This window comes from Paraburkholderia sp. RL18-101-BIB-B, from assembly GCF_046026985.1.
Lineage (GTDB): Bacteria > Pseudomonadota > Gammaproteobacteria > Burkholderiales > Burkholderiaceae > Paraburkholderia.
Window position 1 is genome coordinate 151,774 of sequence record NZ_JARESV010000004.1, and the last position, 15,814, is coordinate 167,587.

The 15,814-nt window shown below is 60.1% G+C and carries 20 protein-coding genes; 5 read left to right on the forward strand and 15 right to left on the reverse strand.

Features of this window, described 5'->3' with window-relative positions:
• Positions 1 to 17 precede the first annotated feature (17 nt).
• The 3 genes from P0D73_RS09015 to P0D73_RS09025 form a co-directional block, all read right to left on the reverse strand.
• Positions 18 to 329, reverse strand: a complete 312-nt coding sequence (locus tag P0D73_RS09015; protein ID WP_132378986.1) for a hypothetical protein — start codon at positions 327 to 329, stop codon at positions 18 to 20.
• Positions 330 to 540: 211 nt separating this feature from the next.
• Positions 541 to 978, reverse strand: a complete 438-nt coding sequence (locus P0D73_RS09020) for a DUF1801 domain-containing protein (RefSeq protein ID WP_408314370.1) — start codon at positions 976 to 978, stop codon at positions 541 to 543.
• Between the two features lie 206 nt (positions 979 to 1,184).
• Complete coding sequence (locus tag P0D73_RS09025; RefSeq protein WP_408177333.1) at positions 1,185 to 1,646, reverse strand: cupin domain-containing protein; 462 nt, start codon at positions 1,644 to 1,646, stop codon at positions 1,185 to 1,187.
• Between the two features lie 177 nt (positions 1,647 to 1,823).
• Here P0D73_RS09025 and P0D73_RS09030 point away from each other — a divergent pair, with 177 nt between their 5' ends.
• Entirely contained in the window at positions 1,824 to 2,075 is a 252-nt protein-coding gene (locus P0D73_RS09030; RefSeq protein ID WP_408291780.1) for a hypothetical protein, read from the forward strand.
• A gap of 12 nt (positions 2,076 to 2,087) precedes the next feature.
• Here P0D73_RS09030 and P0D73_RS09035 read toward each other — a convergent pair whose 3' ends face one another.
• The 5 genes from P0D73_RS09035 to P0D73_RS09055 form a co-directional block, all read right to left on the reverse strand.
• A complete protein-coding gene (locus tag P0D73_RS09035; protein ID WP_408430959.1) occupies positions 2,088 to 2,777 on the reverse strand; it encodes a substrate-binding domain-containing protein in 690 nt (229 codons plus the stop codon).
• Between the two features lie 14 nt (positions 2,778 to 2,791).
• Entirely contained in the window at positions 2,792 to 3,475 is a 684-nt protein-coding gene (gene ligK / locus P0D73_RS09040) for a 4-carboxy-4-hydroxy-2-oxoadipate aldolase/oxaloacetate decarboxylase (RefSeq protein WP_408430961.1), read from the reverse strand.
• A 2-nt stretch (positions 3,476 to 3,477) separates the two neighbouring features.
• The gene (locus tag P0D73_RS09045) at positions 3,478 to 4,503 is read right to left on the reverse strand and encodes an amidohydrolase family protein (RefSeq protein WP_408430963.1); all 1,026 of its coding nucleotides are present in this window, start codon (positions 4,501 to 4,503) and stop codon (positions 3,478 to 3,480) included.
• 64 nt (positions 4,504 to 4,567) lie between these two features.
• Positions 4,568 to 5,917, reverse strand: a complete 1,350-nt coding sequence (locus P0D73_RS09050; RefSeq protein ID WP_408430966.1) for an MFS transporter — start codon at positions 5,915 to 5,917, stop codon at positions 4,568 to 4,570.
• 128 nt (positions 5,918 to 6,045) lie between these two features.
• Positions 6,046 to 7,347 carry a gallate dioxygenase gene (locus P0D73_RS09055; RefSeq protein ID WP_408430969.1) on the reverse strand — a complete coding sequence of 434 codons (1,302 nt, stop codon included), beginning with the start codon at positions 7,345 to 7,347 and terminating at the stop codon, positions 6,046 to 6,048.
• Between the two features lie 617 nt (positions 7,348 to 7,964).
• Here P0D73_RS09055 and P0D73_RS09060 point away from each other — a divergent pair.
• Entirely contained in the window at positions 7,965 to 8,411 is a 447-nt protein-coding gene (locus tag P0D73_RS09060) for an SRPBCC family protein (RefSeq protein ID WP_408177340.1), read from the forward strand.
• A gap of 16 nt (positions 8,412 to 8,427) precedes the next feature.
• Here the strand turns inward: P0D73_RS09060 and P0D73_RS09065 are convergent, their stop codons facing one another.
• The 4 genes from P0D73_RS09065 to P0D73_RS09080 form a co-directional block, all read right to left on the reverse strand.
• A complete protein-coding gene (locus tag P0D73_RS09065) occupies positions 8,428 to 8,796 on the reverse strand; it encodes a nitrile hydratase accessory protein (RefSeq protein WP_408430971.1) in 369 nt (122 codons plus the stop codon).
• A complete protein-coding gene (nthB, locus tag P0D73_RS09070) occupies positions 8,793 to 9,458 on the reverse strand; it encodes a nitrile hydratase subunit beta (protein ID WP_408286348.1) in 666 nt (221 codons plus the stop codon). The genes P0D73_RS09065 and nthB overlap by 4 nt, the downstream gene beginning before the upstream one ends.
• On the reverse strand, positions 9,455 to 10,129 hold the full coding sequence (gene nthA, locus P0D73_RS09075; protein WP_408430974.1) for a nitrile hydratase subunit alpha: 675 nt from the start codon (positions 10,127 to 10,129) through the stop codon (positions 9,455 to 9,457). Before nthA ends, nthB begins: the two co-directional genes overlap by 4 nt.
• Positions 10,130 to 10,287: 158 nt before the next feature.
• A complete protein-coding gene (locus P0D73_RS09080) occupies positions 10,288 to 10,926 on the reverse strand; it encodes a CGNR zinc finger domain-containing protein (RefSeq protein ID WP_408430976.1) in 639 nt (212 codons plus the stop codon).
• A gap of 76 nt (positions 10,927 to 11,002) precedes the next feature.
• Between P0D73_RS09080 and P0D73_RS09085 the strand changes: the two genes are divergently transcribed.
• Positions 11,003 to 11,923, forward strand: coding sequence for an EamA family transporter (locus P0D73_RS09085; RefSeq protein WP_408177344.1), 921 nt, complete (start codon positions 11,003 to 11,005; stop codon positions 11,921 to 11,923).
• On the opposite strand, the gene P0D73_RS09090 is transcribed toward P0D73_RS09085, so the two are convergent.
• The 3 genes from P0D73_RS09090 to P0D73_RS09100 all read right to left on the reverse strand — a co-directional run bounded on the left by P0D73_RS09090 (position 11,917) and on the right by P0D73_RS09100 (position 13,985).
• Positions 11,917 to 12,372, reverse strand: a complete 456-nt coding sequence (locus P0D73_RS09090; RefSeq protein ID WP_408430979.1) for an META domain-containing protein — start codon at positions 12,370 to 12,372, stop codon at positions 11,917 to 11,919. The genes P0D73_RS09085 and P0D73_RS09090 overlap by 7 nt on opposite strands.
• 227 nt (positions 12,373 to 12,599) lie before the next feature.
• Positions 12,600 to 13,298 carry a haloacid dehalogenase type II gene (locus P0D73_RS09095; protein WP_408430982.1) on the reverse strand — a complete coding sequence of 233 codons (699 nt, stop codon included), beginning with the start codon at positions 13,296 to 13,298 and terminating at the stop codon, positions 12,600 to 12,602.
• A gap of 54 nt (positions 13,299 to 13,352) precedes the next feature.
• Complete coding sequence (locus P0D73_RS09100; RefSeq protein ID WP_408177472.1) at positions 13,353 to 13,985, reverse strand: CGNR zinc finger domain-containing protein; 633 nt, start codon at positions 13,983 to 13,985, stop codon at positions 13,353 to 13,355.
• A 173-nt stretch (positions 13,986 to 14,158) separates the two neighbouring features.
• Here P0D73_RS09100 and P0D73_RS09105 point away from each other — a divergent pair, with 173 nt between their 5' ends.
• On the forward strand, positions 14,159 to 14,854 hold the full coding sequence (locus P0D73_RS09105; protein WP_408177347.1) for an alpha/beta hydrolase: 696 nt from the start codon (positions 14,159 to 14,161) through the stop codon (positions 14,852 to 14,854).
• Positions 14,855 to 14,947: 93 nt separating this feature from the next.
• Positions 14,948 to 15,802 (forward strand): alpha/beta fold hydrolase, encoded by an 855-nt coding sequence (locus P0D73_RS09110; RefSeq protein WP_408177348.1) that lies wholly within the window; start codon positions 14,948 to 14,950, stop codon positions 15,800 to 15,802.
• Positions 15,803 to 15,814 lie beyond the last annotated feature (12 nt).

Genomic DNA, 15,814 nt, shown 5'->3' on the forward strand with positions numbered 1-15,814 from the left:
AGCCTTCCTTGCCCGGCCTATGATTTGCCCTTGAGCGTGAATGGCGCCAGCAGAGACTGCACATCGATCTGCTGCCCCTGAAGCAGAAGCAGCCTGGCGTGAAGCACCGTGTTTTCGAGAACCAGCTTGGCGGTGCTCAGGAGGTACAGCGCATGGATGTCCGACACCGACATGTTGCCGGCCTCGACCTGGTGGTGGCGCTCGACCAGAGAAGTCATCACCAGACGCCTGAGTTCCTGCTCTCCGAAAGGAAGATCGGCGTAGTCGATCGGGTCGTCGGCTTCGACCTCTCGCAGCATGTCAACAAGCGCTTCTGTGCTCACTTCCATGTTTCGGCTCCCACGTTATCGGTTAGGAACAGCATCGCGAGACTGCGTCGTGCAATGTTCTTAGACTAACGGGTCTATTTGGGGGAGTCCAGTGTGAAGGGGCCACTTTATGCGATCTATGCAACGCTGAATGCTGAAGGTGGCCACCGCAGTCACGCCCGCACAGACCTGCGCTATGTCTTTCCACTCCAGGTAACCGACGGACTTACCGTCACGTCGCTTTACTCCTGGTTACTTTCGCCCGCGTACTCGCGGGTGCTTTGTTCTTCTTCAAATGAGTCTGGTTATACTCAATAGCGGCGCGGACGAGATTTTTTAGCGCGCGCGCCTTGACCTTATCGCCTTCCAAAAAATCGATCGCTCGTCGCGCGTTGCCTTCGAGACCCGCATTGAAGAGCTTGTCAGGATCCGCGATGCCCTCCCCGTGCGCAAAGGTAACCTTCACCTTCCCTTTGTGCGCGTTGGCGACCGCGATCATGCCGTCGCGAGACCACACCGGGCTTCCCATCCACTTCCATTCCTCGATTATCTCCGGGTCGGACTCAAGGATGACCTTGCGGACACTCGCGAACGTTTTGCCACGCCAGTCCGTTAGTCCGGCGATCAGCTCGTCAATACGTTCCGATGCGTCTATTGGATCTTTATTCATCGATTCTGGTCTCCTTTTATACGGCCACAATGGGAGGTAGCGACTGCACCGCTTAATGAGCGCTCAGAAAAGCACGCCGTGACCGTACGGCATTGGCATTCGATCACCTACGGCAATCGTCTGGACTATAAGCACTGAGGCCGTGTGTGAGTCAAGCGGGACCAACGATCCGCCGTAACGAACGCGGACAACACGTGGTTCGCCCTCTATGACTCGAGATACGGCGTGCCGTCCTTATGCACGAACCGGCCGTCGGCGTTGGCGCTCATCATGTCGATATCGGAACAGGTGGTGAGGTCATCCGGATTACGCGAGCCCACCTCCAGATAAACCGCCATCGCGGAGGAATGGTTGATCAGATGATGGCCGTTGCCGGTCCCTCGCGCAAACGTCGCACAATCACCCGCGCGCAGTAGCGTCTCGCCGTCGTCTTCGATAAGCGTCACTTCGCCCTCGAGCACATAAACGAACTCGTCCTCGTGGCTGTGCCAGTGACGCTGGCTGGACCAACCGCCGGGCGGCAAGGTCATGAGATTGACGCCGAAATCGCGAAGCCCACCCGCCTCGCCCAGACGCTTGCGCGTACGTGCAGCACAAGGCGCGTCGAATGGCGGCGGATAACCCGAGCCATTCAGTGCGGGCACAGTGGCGAGATCGACCTTGGGCATGCTGGCTCCTTGTGTCGTTTGAAGACGCGTGGAAGGAAAGTCGCAAGTGCGCCAATCCGCAGCGGGATATGCCAACCGATTCTCTACGATTTCCCGCGACATGTCGAATGAGGGAAATCAGCGCGTGTGTCTCGCCGACAATTGGTATCCTGTCAGACTGAACCAACGGACCATGCGATGAAAAAACCAACGAAACTGGCGCTTCTTGCGCTGGCATTCACGATGTTCGGTCTGTATAAATTATTTGTCGTTTTCCAGTACGCTCAATCCGGCTGTATCCAGTTTCGAACTCATCGAACATGCAGCTACGAAAACGCGGAGAATTTCCAAAGCCTGTTCGACCTCGAACTGATGTTCGCATGCGGCTGGGCTGCGGGTGCAGTGGTCTGCTGGATGGTCGCTGCGCAGGCGCAAAAGAAGGAGCGGTGAGTTCTTCAGGTTTTAAGCAGGCTCCATTCCCTGACTCAGCTTGGCTCGATCGCATTGTGACGAAGCCAGAAAAGAAAGGAACGCCTTCGCGACATGTTTCTTCGCGGATGCCGTACATATGCCGGCTGAAAAGACGGTCACGATCTGAGCTTCCGCAGGCATAGGGCCGATGACATCGATTCCCGGCAAGTGCATTAATTCGCTCAACTGCTGAAAACCCAACTCGACTTCCCCGCGTGCAACCAGTGCGCCGACCGGAACACCGGGCGGTGCCTGTACGATCCGCGATGCGAGCGCGTCGGCAATGCCCCAGCGCTCGAACAAACGGCTCAGGTGCGAACCGCTGGGTCCCGTCGAATACCCGATACTGCGCGCGGCGAGAACGGCGTCGCGAAGCGCCGCCTCAGTGCCGACATCGGGTCGCGGCGCCCCGGCTGCCATCGCGATTGCCACCCCGGAACGAGCCACGTCGACCCGGCTGCCCGAAACGACATGGCCGGCGGCCTCCAGCCGATCAATCACATCGGCAGCCAGTACGACAAAGTCGAACCCGTCGCCGTTCTCGACGCGACGGGCGGCATCGACACCGCCAACAGACCTGACGACCACAGGCTGCCCCGTTAGTCGCTCATAGTCCTGGACCAACTCGGCGAGCACTTGGCGCGTGGCCATCGACGAGATGCCAGTGAGCTGCTTGCTCATGGTTTCTCTGCCTCTCAATCGATGTAACGCAGCCCGGCCTGTTTTAGCGGCTCGCGCATGCTGTACATATCGAGGCCGAGCACACCCGAAGCCAGCTTCGCACGCTTCTCGCCTTCGTTGGCTTCGCGCGCCGCCGCCTTGTCGAGCACCTTCCGCGCCGACGCAGCGGGGACCACCACCACGCCGTCTTCATCCGCGACGACGACATCGCCCGGATTCACCAGCGCCCCGGCGCACACCACCGGAATGTTCACCGAACCGAGCGTCGCCTTGACCGTCCCTTTGGCCGAGATCGCCTTGCTCCACACCGGGAATTTCATCTCCGCCAGCACGCTCACGTCGCGTACACCGGCGTCGATGATCAAACCGTGCGCGCCGCGCGCCTTGAAGCTCGTCGCCAGCAGGTCGCCGAGATAGCCGTCCGTGCAGTCCGCCGTGACACCGGCAATGACGATATCGCCCGGCTGGATCTGCTCCGCCGCGACGTGCAGCATCCAGTTGTCGCCCGGCTGCAGCAGCACCGTGACGGCCGTACCGTGGGCGCGCGCGCCGGCATAGATCGGGCGCATATACGGCTTCAGCAGACCGACACGACCCATTGCCTCATGCACGGTGGCGGTTCCGAGCGCCCCGAGTTTTGCGGCGACGTCGCCATCTGCCCGCTGGATGTTGCGATACACCACACCTAGTTCATACATGATCAATGTCCCTTCGTCTTCAATGCTGCATCGAGGCGCGGATAGACGCGGCGTGCGTTACCTTCGTAAATCCTGTAGCGCTCGTCAGCATCGATATGCGCGGCCTCGATGTAGCGTTTCGTGTCGTCGAAATAGTTACCCGTCTCCGGATCGATGCCGCGCACGGCGCCGATCATCTCGCTTGCAAACAGGATGTTGTCCACCGGAATCACGCGCGTGAGCAGGTCTATGCCCGGCTGGTGATACACACAGGTGTCGAAGAACACGTTGTTGAGCAGATGGTCTCTCAGCAAGGGCTTCTTCAGTTCCTGCGCGAGTCCGCGAAAGCGTCCCCAGTGATAGGGCACCGCGCCGCCGCCGTGCGGAATCACGAACCGCAGCGTGGGGAAATCGCGGAACAGGTCCGACGTGAGGCACTGCATGAACGCGGTCGTGTCGGCGTTCAGGTAGTGCGCGCCGGTCGTGTGGAAGCACGCGTTGCAACTCGTGCTCACGTGGATCATCGCGGGGATGTCGTACTCGACCAACTTCTCGTAGATCCGATACCAGTAACGATCGGACAGCGGCGGGCTGGTCCAGTGACCGCCCGACGGATCCGGGTTGAGATTGATCGCCACGTTGCCGTCCTGCTCCACGCATTTGACGAGTTCCGGAATGCAGGTGGCGACATCGACGCCCGGACTCTGCGGAAGCATCGCGGCCGGGATGAAATGATCGGGGAACAGCTGGCTCACACGGAAGCACAACTCGTTGCAGATCGCCGCCCACGTATTGGAAACCTGAAAATCGCCGATGTGATGCGCCATGAAACTCGCGCGCGGACTGAAGATGGTGAGGTCGAGCCCGCGCTCGCGCATCAACCGCAACTGGTTGCTCTCGATCGATTCGCGCAACTCGTCGTCGCTGATCTGCAACTCGGAGACCCTCGGCATTTCCGAAGGATTGTTGATGCCCGCGATCTGGCGGTTGCGCCACTGCTCCAGCGCCTTGGGCGCCGTCGTATAGTGGCCGTGAATATCGATGATCATCTTTACTCCAACAGTTGATTCGTTTATCGGGCGATGCCACGCAAAGCACCGCCCGATGGTTTTCTCAGTGCGCCACGGTCGGCTGCACAGCGGGGTCGCCGGTCCTCGCTCGTTGCGCGACCATGATGGCGAGCGCAGCCAATGTCGCGGGTACGGCCAGCATCGCGAGAATCGCGCCGAACTGCCAACCGAGTCCGAGCAGCGCGCCGCCGATGGCGGAGCCGAAGATGCTGCCGAAGCGCCCCATGCCAAGCATCCAGCTCACGCCAGTGGCACGCGCAACCGTGGGATAACGGCCAGGCGCAAACGCATTCAACCCCGTCTGCGCGCCGCTCATGCAGAATCCCGCCGCGAATACCAGCAAGGCCAGCGACGACGACAGTGCGCCGATCCATGCGAGTGCGAGAACGCACAGCGCGCCGCCGAGGTAAGCCGCGCTGATCACCCGTGCAGGCCGCACCTTGTCCATCACCCATCCCACAAGAATGGCGCCGATCGTTCCACCGATCTGGAACATCGCCGTGACGTTAGCGGCCGAGGTGACCGTCAAGCCTGCGTCTTTCATGAGCGTCGGCAGCCAGCCCGTCAGCAGATAGATGACGAGCAGACCCATGAAATAGGTCACCCAAAGCGCCGCCGTCATGAAGCCATAGCCTTGCGAGAAGAGCACGCCGATCGGCTTGCGCGTGGGCAACGGCGGTTCGTTGGAAACGAACACCTCGTCGCCGGTAAAGCGCTCACCGCATACTCGGCCGAGAACAGCGCCGATACGCGCCGGCGATGCGCCACGCACCGCGAGCAGGCGGGCGGATTCCGGCAGCAGCCACACTTGCAACGGAATCAGCGCCAACGGCAGAGCACCACCGAAAATCAGAACCGAACGCCAGCCGTGGACGGGAATCAGCCAGCCGGCCGCAAAGCCGATCAATGCCGAGCCGAGATTAAAGCCGGTGAACATGATCGTGATCATCAGCGAGCGCTTGCGCTGAGGCGCGTACTCGGACAGAAGCGTCGTCGTGTTCGGCATCGCGGCGCCGAGGCCGATACCGGTCAGCAACCGCAGCGCCGCCATTTCCATGGGCGAGTGAGTGAAAGCCGTCGCGATGGTGAAAATGCCGAAGAGGAAAACCGAGGTAATCAGAACCCACTTACGTCCGATACGATCCGAAGCCGGACCCGCCGCCAGCGCGCCGATGACGAGTCCCAGCGGCGCCGCGCTCATCACGAGGCCAAATGCTGGGCGTGAAATCCCCCAATCGTGGATGATCGAGGGCGCCACAAAGCCCATGATCGCCACGTCCATGCCGTCGGCCGTCACGATGAGAAAGCACAGCGCCACCAGTAACCACTGGTAGGGCGAGATGGCTCGCTGGTCGATAAACGCCTTAATGTCAATCGCTTTTCCGTTTGTCATCGATTTACTCCTGTCTCCTTGCTTTGGCTAATGACGTAATTGCTCGTGTTGTTTGCCGTCATGCCATGCTTCTTTTGAGTCCGACACTCCGCCTGGTGGCGAAAGCATCGGCGCGGTACTTTCACCCTTCAGCTCTTGCCTTTTTCTGCGTTGTCCCAATCGAGTTTTCCAGCGGTTTTTCCCGCCACCGAGTACAGTGCGCCGGGCGCATTGCGGGTGCGCTGGAAAGCCTCCAGCGTTTCGCCGCGCATGGCGGCGTAGATGTGCAGATTCGACACGCCCGTTACAGCACCGAGCTTTTCGAGCATGAAGAAGATCACGCCGTAGTGCAGCAACGCGCGCCAGTCGCGGCGGCGGATCAGGTCGCGCTCTTCTTCACTCAACCCGGCCGCTTCGAAGCTCGCTTCCGGATCGTTCAGAAACGCTTCGCGATGAGCGGGTTCGACCATCCGGTGAAGGTAATCGTTGATCCGATAGGCGCGCACGGCGACTTCGATCGAGAACGGATAGGTGCCCTCGAGTTTCTCGACATCGGCGAGTTGAACCGCCATCCGCTGGCGGTGACGTTCGACGACGGAAGGCTTCGTCTCACCCTCTTCGCCTTCGTAGATCGCAGTCGCGATGCCTGCCATCGACGGCAGGTAGTAGCTGCGATGCTTGCAAACGACGCTGGACGGCAGGGCGCCCCGCATCGTCAGCCACATGATCACTTCCGCGCCTTCGAATCCGCCCAGTTCCGCGTATTCGGCGATCGTCATCTCGGCCAGTTGCTCGGGATCGTTTTCGAAGAGATCGAGAAAGCGCTGATCCCATTCGGGATTGTTGAAACCCGCACGCTCTCCATGCACTTGATGCGATAGGCCACCCGTTGCGACGATCGCGACTTTGAGATCTTCGGGGTAGCTCTCGATTGCACGTCGCAACGCTTGTCCAAGCTTGTAAAAGCGTCGAGCGCTCGGCACCGGCAGTTGCAGCACGCCCATCTGCAGCGGCACGAGCTTCACCGGCCATTCGGGCTTGTGCGGGCAAAGCATCGATAGCGGCGAAAAGCAGCCGTGATCGAGCGCCTTGTTCTGAAAGAACGACATGTCGAACTCGTCGGTCATCAGCGAAGTGCCGATGTGCGCGGCCAACTCAGGATGACCTTTGATCGGCGGCAGATCGCGTGCGCCGCCCCCTTCGTCGGCGACGTTCCACTCGGGTCCCACGCCTAGCGTGAACGCGGAATAGTGGTCGAAGAAGAACGAAGTGACATGGTCGTTGTAGATGACCAGCAGCACGTCAGGGCGCTTGTCGGCGAGCCAGTCGGCCAACGGCGCGAAGTTTTCGAAGATGGGTGCCCACACGGGATCGTCACGCTTGTTCTTATCGAAAGCAAAACCGATGGTTGGTGTGTGCGAGGCAGCGATGCCTCCGATGATCCGTGCCATACCTGTACTCCTTCAAAAACTCATTTGGACCGCCGACGCAACAAACTCAGGCAGCGGGTGCAGAAGCGCAGCGCAAGCGCTGAGCCTAAGGCGCTTCTTGCTGGCCGATAGAAGGTGCGGGCGTCTCGGGATACAAAGGTATGAATTGCAGGGACTTACAGGAAGTACGGGTAAACCATGAGTTAACAGCTTGAAAGTGCCGTCGTACATCCTATCCCTTGATCTGACGATATCGGCAAGCCGCGCCCCGTAAAGCGTTTTCGGGATCCCATGGCCGTACTGCTCCGCGAAGAGGTTTTCACAGCGTTTCAGAACGCGATAAACAAAACAGATGGGGCTAAATTGAAATCACAAACTGCCGAACGCATGGCGCCAGCGCGAAGGGATCGCAGAGGCTGTAGTAAATGGGGAACAGGCGCGTGGATGACTTGATAAAAAGACATGTCCAGCGCGATGGGATGGGTGAACCACACCGATGGACTAAGCTTGCCGTCGATTTGCGATATTGGACCGCGCGGCGCACCCGGGTTTTTCCTGGTCTTAACCTGTGTCGATACCGGCGTCGTCGGATCGTCGTTGCAGTATGTCCAACTTCTCTAATGAAAGGAGAACACACCATGGCTACCGGAACCATCCATCTGCACCGCGTCTTGCGCGCTACACCTGAACGCATCTATCGTGCCTTCCTCGAACCGGACGCGATAGTGAGGTGGCTTCCTCCGTACGGGTTCACCTGTCAGGTCCACCACATGGATGCCAAAGTCGGCGGCACCCACAAGATGTCCTTCCGTAACTTCGGCACCGGCAACAGCCACTCGTTCGGCGGCGAGTATCTCGAACTGGTGCCGTTCGAGAAGATCCGCTACTCGGACCGATTCGACGACCCGAACCTGCCGGGCGAGATGCAGGCCACCATTTCATTGCGGCAGGTATCGTGCGGAACCGAACTCACCATTTTGCAGGAGGGCGTGCCCGAGGTCATTCCTGTGGAGATGTGCTACCTCGGTTGGCAGGAGTCGCTTGTTCAGTTGGCGAAGCTGGTCGAGCCCGAGATTCCCGACTGACGATGCGTGCAGACCGTCATTCGAGTTCGATCGGCTGTCCATGCCGCGTGCGGCGCGCTGCCGCATCCCACGCGCCACGGCGACGCAGAAGCGAGTCGTCGGTCACGAGTCCCTTGATCGTGCCGATGCGCTCCAGCGCTGTCAGCCAATGCGAGTAGTACGTGTCGCCGTGGTCTGCGTCGCCGGCGGCCTGTGCGTCGCGGATTGCCTCGTTCAAGCACGTTGCCCACTCGGCCCAGGTGAACATGCCGCGCTCGTGCAACGCCAGGGTCATGGCAAACGCCTGGGCTTCCCACGGCGCGTTGAAAACCGGCCCTGCGTCGTCGCAAGGCAGTGCTGGCAACGCGGCTCGCAGTTCAGGTAGTTTCGTTAGAGCATCAGTCATGGTGCCGGCGGCGGCTCGAGATACGGTTCCCAGCAATCGACGCATACCGACGCCGCAGTCGTATCACTCCCCCAAAGCTCCGCACTGTCGAAGCGCACGGTATAGAGCCATTGCGGTTGCTCGCCCAGGCCGATCGCGTTGGTATCGGGAAAGACATGCGTGCCGTGCACGGCAACAATGCGCCCGCGTTTGCCCCGACAATAACGCGGCAAACGAGTATGCGACGAAGGATTGATTTGACGAGCCTGCACCCAATCGCCAACGGCAAACTTTGCTTCAACGGCCGCGGGTCGCTCGACGGGACTGCCTCGTAGCAGCGTCGCGGATACGTCGCTGGCCATCAACACGCGTGGAACCGGCGCCGCTTGATTCATCGACTTGCCTGACTCGATTTCGTCGGCCGTAGCCAGACCGGTGCTCAGGATGAGTTTTTTCAAACCCTCGAACCAGATCTGGTAGTAGCTGCTGGAAAGGTATTGCGCCGGCGGCAAACTCTCCCGCGCAGCACGCGACATATCGATGTTCCACTTACCGATTGCGCCCATGGCAATCGTGGTCGCGAGCACCCTGCGCTCCCAGTCGGCGTGAAAGGGCGGGACTTCGTTATCGGGACATATCGGACCGAAAGCCTGCATACCACCGAGATCCTGCGCGCCGTTCATGGTGTCCCCCATGTCGACTCAGGAGCCTTCGGCAATCCGGTGCCGATCATCGAATCACGTGTTACCAGTTCAGCTAGCGCCTCTTCGGAGAAATCGCCGGTGCCGGGCGGCTGCATGGGCAACACGAGGTATCGAACCTCCGCAGTCGAATCCCACACGCGAAACTCGACTGCCGCGGGTAACTCGAAGCCGAACTCCTTCAATACGCCACGAGGATCGATGACGGCACGCGACCGATAAGGCGCCGATTTGTACCATACCGGTGGAAGTCCGAGCACAGGCCACGGGTAGCACGAGCACAATGTGCAGACCACCATATTGTGTACGGCGGGCGTGTTTTCCAGCACGATCATGTGCTCGCCCTGTCGGCCCGTGTAGCCGAGCGACGCGATCGCTGCAGTGGCGTCGTCGAGTAGCCACTGTTTGTACGCCGGATCACGCCAAGCCTTTGCGATCACGCGGGCGCCATTGCGCGGCCCGACTTTGTGCTCATAGGTTTCGATGAGGATGTCCAACGCGTGCGGATCGACATACCCTTTCTCGACCAGCAGGGATTCCAGAGCACGGACACGCAGATCCATCTCCGACAAAGCACTACCGTGGTGGTCGTGAGTGTCGGTGTGCGGGTGCGCGTGGTGATCGCCATCGGGATCGTTACCGTTCATCGCCATTCACCGCGAACAAGGCTGGAGAGAACAAGTATGGTTCGTGCTGGGCACAAATGCAATCTTGGGCGAGTGTGATGCTCTGGGCGTAGGTCGCCCTCAGATTGATGCTTCCTGCGGCAGCGATTGAGGGTTCAGTAATGCGTAAGCGCAATAAGCCCTGTCTAAACATCAGCGTCGCGTTGGCGCACATAGTGACGGCGGGCTTTTGCACGGTTCCCGCAGTCGCCCATCGAACACCAACGCCGGTTCTGCGCACGACTTTCATCCACGAAAAGCCATCCGCAGCCCCGGTCGTCCTGACACTGCTTCACCTTATGCGAATGGGGACCGGTTAGCAGCGCCAAAGCGGATATGACCACAGGCATGAGCAGAACACACACGCCATTCGCGTGCCCGTCGGCGTTCCATAGATAGCGCCCTCGCTGGACCGATAGCTGCATGCCAGGAGGGCCCGCATTGAGCAACTGGGACAGAAGCGAAAGGTCGGTTTTCGCTGGGGCCTTGTCCGACGCCGCGCTCTGAAGCGCCCGGTAAATCGTCTCGCGCAACGATAAAGCTGTCTGGTATCCGTTTTTGGCGAGGACAGGATCGCCCTTCCATTCAAGCGACAACGCGCGCAAAAAACCCGCATCGAACAGTCGGGCCTCGGCAAACCACCGAAGCAGACCCTCAGCGGATGGCAAACGCTCTTCCTGCTCATCGGACCGGCGCCACGCGACCGTGTTCACGAACCGAATGGCCAACTCCTCGTCGACATGCGACGCCCTGCGCGGCCGAGCTTTTTCATTCTGGACGGTCATGCTAAATGCCTCTTGTAAATCCGCCTTGAAAGTATAACCTGTTAACCGGTTATACAGATCAGCGAACGGACCCGTTATGTCGACTCGACCGCTACTCGCGTTCTCTGCCATTTATCTCGTTTGGGGGTCGACCTATCTTGCCGTTGCGATCGGCTTGCGCTCGTTCCCACCGATGATTCTGATGGGAACACGCTGCGTGATTGGCGGTTTGATCCTGCTCGGGTGGAGCCTGCTGCACAATCAGCGCCTCCCGTCCGCTCAGTTATTGATTCATGGCGTCGCATGCGGCCTGCTTTTCTTCGTCGGCTGCCACGGCGTTCTGGCAATTGCGCAGCAGCATGTGCCGTCAGGAATCGCCGCCGTCATTCTGGCGACCATTCCGTTCTGGATTGCCATGCTGCGCTTTTTGCTTCCGGGAGAACGTCGTCCTGTGCCGGCCACTATTTGTGCACTGGGTGTAGGTTTTGCCGGCGTCGCCGTCATCGCGTGGGCAGCACCCTCGTCGGGCTCGCACGGAATGGAGTTGCCCTGGCTTGCCGCGTTGCTCGGCGCAAGCCTTTCGTGGGCACTAGGAACGGTCCTGACTCAGCGACATAAGGGCAAGACTCCCGCGCTTACGCTAGCGGGGGTCGAACTGTTAGCGGGTGGCGCAACGCTCGCTGTGTTGTGCGCGATAACGGGAGAACTACGCGGCTTCCGGGTCCAGGCAGTCTCAGCAGACTCGCTTTTTGCGCTTGGCTACCTGATTCTCGCAGGTACCGTCCTGTCATTCGCCGCGTATGTCTGGTTGCTCGACCGCGTCGATCCGACACTGGTCGCAACATACACGTTCGTCAATCCAGTGATTGCCGTGATGCTGGGGTGGGCTTTTCTCGAGGAACGCCCCACAGCTGGGATGCTAGTGGGGGCACCGTTGATTGTGGGAGCCGTCGCTACCGCCTGGCTAATCGATCGGAAACAGCAAGTGGTAGGCGGCGGCAACGCCAGGCGTCACTGACCCGACGCATGTGCCCTGAGAAACGCCACATAGCCGGTCTGTGTCTTGAGGATCTTCTCGGCGCACTCGTCATAGTCCGAACCTTTGGCGTTGTCCGGCCCATACATGCCGCGGCACTGCGCAAAGAGAGTCAAGGTCGCGCCCGAGCCTTTTGCCGCGCGGGTCGCCGAAAAGGCAACCTTGCCCGAACCACTCGGCACGTCGGTGTCGATTGCGACCGCGTCCGCGCGCGTCACGGCCGTATCGGAATGCTGCTCGATATAGCGTTTCGTCAGCGCCCAAGCCGCGTCGCAGTTCGCCGGGTCGCAGTTGACCGCCGCATTGCGTTGGGCGGCGGCAAGATTCGTTTCGTTGTGGAGGAACTTCTGCTCTTGCTGCTCCTGCTTTTCGGCAGACGAGCAACCAGTCAGTACAAGCGCAACGAGCGTAAAGGCAGCGATCTTTTTCACGAGTAACTTCCCCTAGCCATGTTCGAGCGCGATTATAGCTGCGCGCCAGAAGTGCTCGCAGATTCGCCCGAACGACTTGCGTGAATATCGCCGCTTCTCACTTCCCACTTCTCACTTCTCAAAGGCAACCGCGGCGTGGTGTGATTAGTTTGGCCGTTGCGGCGATTCGCGTTTTGTCGTTTTCATCATTCAGCGAATGGCCGCTTCCGAGCAGCATGCTCCAGGAATCAGCGCTGCATCGACGCGCCGGCGCCGCCATCGAATAGCGCTGGCAATCCGTCAAGACCTTGCAGTTGCCAGTCGGGTGTCTGGCCCATTTCTTCGAAGACATTGCCGCTACGATTGATCCAGCATGTCGGAAAGCCGAAATAGCGAGCCCCCGTTGCATCCCACGCATTCGACGACACGAACAGGATCGACGTTCGAGCGAGCCCGAAAGCCTGCTCCGCCAGCAGGTAAGCGCGGTCATCCGGTTTGTACACGCGGACCGGGTCGACGCTCAGCAGATGGTCGAACTCGGCGCGAAGTCCCGAGTTCCCCACCACGGCGCCGATCGAATGAGGCGAACCGTTCGACAGTACGGCGAGCTTCAGTCCTCGCCGACGCAATTCGCGCAGCGTACCGGGCACTTCGGGGAACGGCTGCAGGCGCAGGTATGCATCGCAGAGCGTCCTGCAGGCTTCATCGCCCAGATCGAGCCGAAGGTGCCGGCAGGTGAAGCGCAATGCGTCTTCCGTCGCCTCCTCGAAAGTGACGTAGCGGTTCATCAGACTCCGCAGCCACGTGTATTCGAGTTGCTTCTGTCGCCAGAGCGTGCTGATTTCACGTCCGCGCCCCGGAAATTGTTGATCGCACCGCGCCACCACCGAGTGGACATCGAAAAGGGTGCCGTACAAATCGAATGCAATCGCCTTGATGTGATCCATATCACGCCTCCAAAACAGACCTCAGTACAACGCCGAATCGCTCACCACGTTACGTCACTCGCCTTGTTGCTCCTTGAGCCGCTTTCGGTGAGCGGCAACCTTCGCGCGGTTCCCGCAAATTGCCATGCTGCACCAGCGGCGCGCGTGGCCCCGCGTGTGATCCGCAAACATCAACGTGCAGCGCGGACCTTCACATGCCTTCACGTGCGTGAAGTCCTCGTCACACACCAGGTTCGCCAGCGCTTCGGCAATGGGCATCAGCAACGACTCCGGCGACTTCCAACGCCGATTCGTCCGGAGTTCAAAGGGCGACGCCTCGCCCGTCGCATCGGCGACGATTTCTCCATATCGGTCATCCCGCTCGAGCAGTTGATTCAGCGGCGCGAGCTCGCGTAAATCTCTCGCTGTCAACGGCCGCCCCTTCCTTTTCTGCGCAAATCCCCTGAACCATTCGCGCAGCGCCCGAGCCTGCGCCGCAACGGCGTCGAGTTCGGCTGGCGTGGCCTGCGACCGCAGTGCAGTGAGCGCGGCGCGCGGGGCCATTCCGGCCTGCTCCAGCCAGGCCAGCAATCCGGCTCCATCGCTGATCCAGTCGACCTCTTCATCCACGGGTGTCGCGACCGAGTTCAGGAAATCGAGGCCCGGCGCGTCGGCAACGAATATCGCGGGAATCTGACGGTAGTCCATTTTCTTGTAATCAATCTGCAATGACGATGTCAGTATCGTAACCACTAAAAACGTACTTGACAAGTTACATATCAAGTTAGTAACCTTTAAAACAGCATTAAACAGGTTACACAAACGCGGCGAACCTGGCTGCATTTCGCAAGCAGCATTCACTATCTTCAAAGGAGCGGGACATGTCTTCTGGCAATGTGAGCGCAGTGCTGGTGCACGGCGCATGGGCGGACGGATCGAGCTGGAGCAAGGTGATCGAGGGTCTGAAGGAACACGGGATCGATGCGGTTGCGGTTCCACTGCCGCTCACGTCGCTGAGTGAGGATGTGGCCGCGCTCGACCGGACGCTGGAGCGGATCGAAGGTCCGGTGGTGCTGGCCGGTCATGCGTATGCCGGCGCCGTGATCGGGTCGAGCCGGTCCGAAAAAATCGGTGCATTGGTCTACGTTGCCGCGCTGGCGCCGGATGAAGGAGAAACGGTCGGCGACGTGTTCTATCGCGGCGAAGCGCATTCGCTGGCGCCGAAACTCGCGCCGGATCGACACGGATTGATATGGCTGCCGCAAGAGGCATTCGCTCAGGCGTTCGCGCAGCACGCGACGCCTCAGGAGTTGGCGGTGCTCGCTGCCGTGCAGCGTCCGATTTCCGTGTCGTGCATCGGCGAACCGGTCGGGCGTCCGCCGTGGAAAGACCGTCCAAGCTGGTTCCTGATCGCCGAACAGGACCGGATGATCAACCCGGACACCCAGCATTTCATGGCAGCTCGCATGAATGCACACGTGCGGTCCTATGAGGCCGACCACACGCCGATCGTGACGGCTCCCGACGCGGTTACGCATGTCATCGCCGAAGCGGTCCAGTCGATTTCCACTCGCTAACGTTATCCGCGAGTTCTGTGCGACCTGCGATACCGAACATCGCACGGCGCCTTTCGTCACCCGTTTAACTCTGTTTCCCTCAGGAGAGAGACCATGACTTCAATTGCCTATCGTCACGCCGACGTCGACGGCTTCAAGGTGTTCTACCGTGAAGCCGGCCGCCCCGGTGCCCCAAAGCTGCTGCTCCTGCACGGCTTTCCGAGCTCGAGCCATATGTTTCGGGACCTGATTCCGGAGCTCGCCGACCGTTTCCATATCGTCGCGCCGGATCTGCCGGGCTTCGGTCAGTCCGATATGCCCAGCCGCGACGATTTCGCTTACACGTTCGACAACATCGCCAACGTCATCGAGCATTTCACCGAGGTGATCGGCTTCGACCGTTTTGCGGTCTACGTATTCGACTACGGCGCGCCGACCGGTTTCCGCCTTGCGATCCGACATCCCGAGCGGATCACCGCGATCATTTCGCAGAACGGCAACGCCTACGAAGAAGGATTGAGCGAAGGCTGGAATCCCATCCGCGCGTATTGGCAAGACGCTTCGCCGTCGAATCGGGACGCACTTCGCGCACTGCTCACGCACGAAACGACCGTCTGGCAGTACACGCACGGGGTGCTCGACACGGCGTCCGTGTCGCCTGATGGTTACTCGCTCGACGACTTCTATCTGAGCCGGCCAGGTGCGCACGAAGTACAACTCGACCTGTTCCGCGACTATCAAAGCAACGTCGCGCTGTACCCCGCGTTCCAGCAATACTTCCGCACGCATCAGCCGCCCTTGCTCGCCGTGTGGGGCAAAAACGATCCCTTCTTTCTGCCCGCCGGCGCCGACGCATTCCGGCGCGACATCCCGGGCGCCGTAGTGCGCTTCTTCGATACCGGCCACTTCGCGCTGGAGACGCACGCCACGGAAATCGCCGCGGCCATTTCGGACTTCCTTAACCACTGACCTGTCCGAAGC

Coding starts and splice junctions, on each gene's coding strand:
- P0D73_RS09015 (WP_132378986.1), bottom strand. CDS start 329: ATGGAAGTGAGCACAGAAGCGCTTGTTGACATGCTGCGAGAGGTCGAA.
- P0D73_RS09020 (WP_408314370.1), bottom strand. CDS start 978: ATGAATAAAGATCCAATAGACGCATCGGAACGTATTGACGAGCTGATC.
- P0D73_RS09025 (WP_408177333.1), bottom strand. CDS start 1,646: ATGCCCAAGGTCGATCTCGCCACTGTGCCCGCACTGAATGGCTCGGGT.
- P0D73_RS09030 (WP_408291780.1), top strand. CDS start 1,824: ATGAAAAAACCAACGAAACTGGCGCTTCTTGCGCTGGCATTCACGATG.
- P0D73_RS09035 (WP_408430959.1), bottom strand. CDS start 2,777: ATGAGCAAGCAGCTCACTGGCATCTCGTCGATGGCCACGCGCCAAGTG.
- ligK (WP_408430961.1), bottom strand. CDS start 3,475: ATGTATGAACTAGGTGTGGTGTATCGCAACATCCAGCGGGCAGATGGC.
- P0D73_RS09045 (WP_408430963.1), bottom strand. CDS start 4,503: ATGATCATCGATATTCACGGCCACTATACGACGGCGCCCAAGGCGCTG.
- P0D73_RS09050 (WP_408430966.1), bottom strand. CDS start 5,917: ATGACAAACGGAAAAGCGATTGACATTAAGGCGTTTATCGACCAGCGA.
- P0D73_RS09055 (WP_408430969.1), bottom strand. CDS start 7,347: ATGGCACGGATCATCGGAGGCATCGCTGCCTCGCACACACCAACCATC.
- P0D73_RS09060 (WP_408177340.1), top strand. CDS start 7,965: ATGGCTACCGGAACCATCCATCTGCACCGCGTCTTGCGCGCTACACCT.
- P0D73_RS09065 (WP_408430971.1), bottom strand. CDS start 8,796: ATGACTGATGCTCTAACGAAACTACCTGAACTGCGAGCCGCGTTGCCA.
- nthB (WP_408286348.1), bottom strand. CDS start 9,458: ATGAACGGCGCGCAGGATCTCGGTGGTATGCAGGCTTTCGGTCCGATA.
- nthA (WP_408430974.1), bottom strand. CDS start 10,129: ATGGCGATGAACGGTAACGATCCCGATGGCGATCACCACGCGCACCCG.
- P0D73_RS09080 (WP_408430976.1), bottom strand. CDS start 10,926: ATGACCGTCCAGAATGAAAAAGCTCGGCCGCGCAGGGCGTCGCATGTC.
- P0D73_RS09085 (WP_408177344.1), top strand. CDS start 11,003: ATGTCGACTCGACCGCTACTCGCGTTCTCTGCCATTTATCTCGTTTGG.
- P0D73_RS09095 (WP_408430982.1), bottom strand. CDS start 13,298: ATGGATCACATCAAGGCGATTGCATTCGATTTGTACGGCACCCTTTTC.
- P0D73_RS09100 (WP_408177472.1), bottom strand. CDS start 13,985: ATGGACTACCGTCAGATTCCCGCGATATTCGTTGCCGACGCGCCGGGC.
- P0D73_RS09105 (WP_408177347.1), top strand. CDS start 14,159: ATGTCTTCTGGCAATGTGAGCGCAGTGCTGGTGCACGGCGCATGGGCG.
- P0D73_RS09110 (WP_408177348.1), top strand. CDS start 14,948: ATGACTTCAATTGCCTATCGTCACGCCGACGTCGACGGCTTCAAGGTG.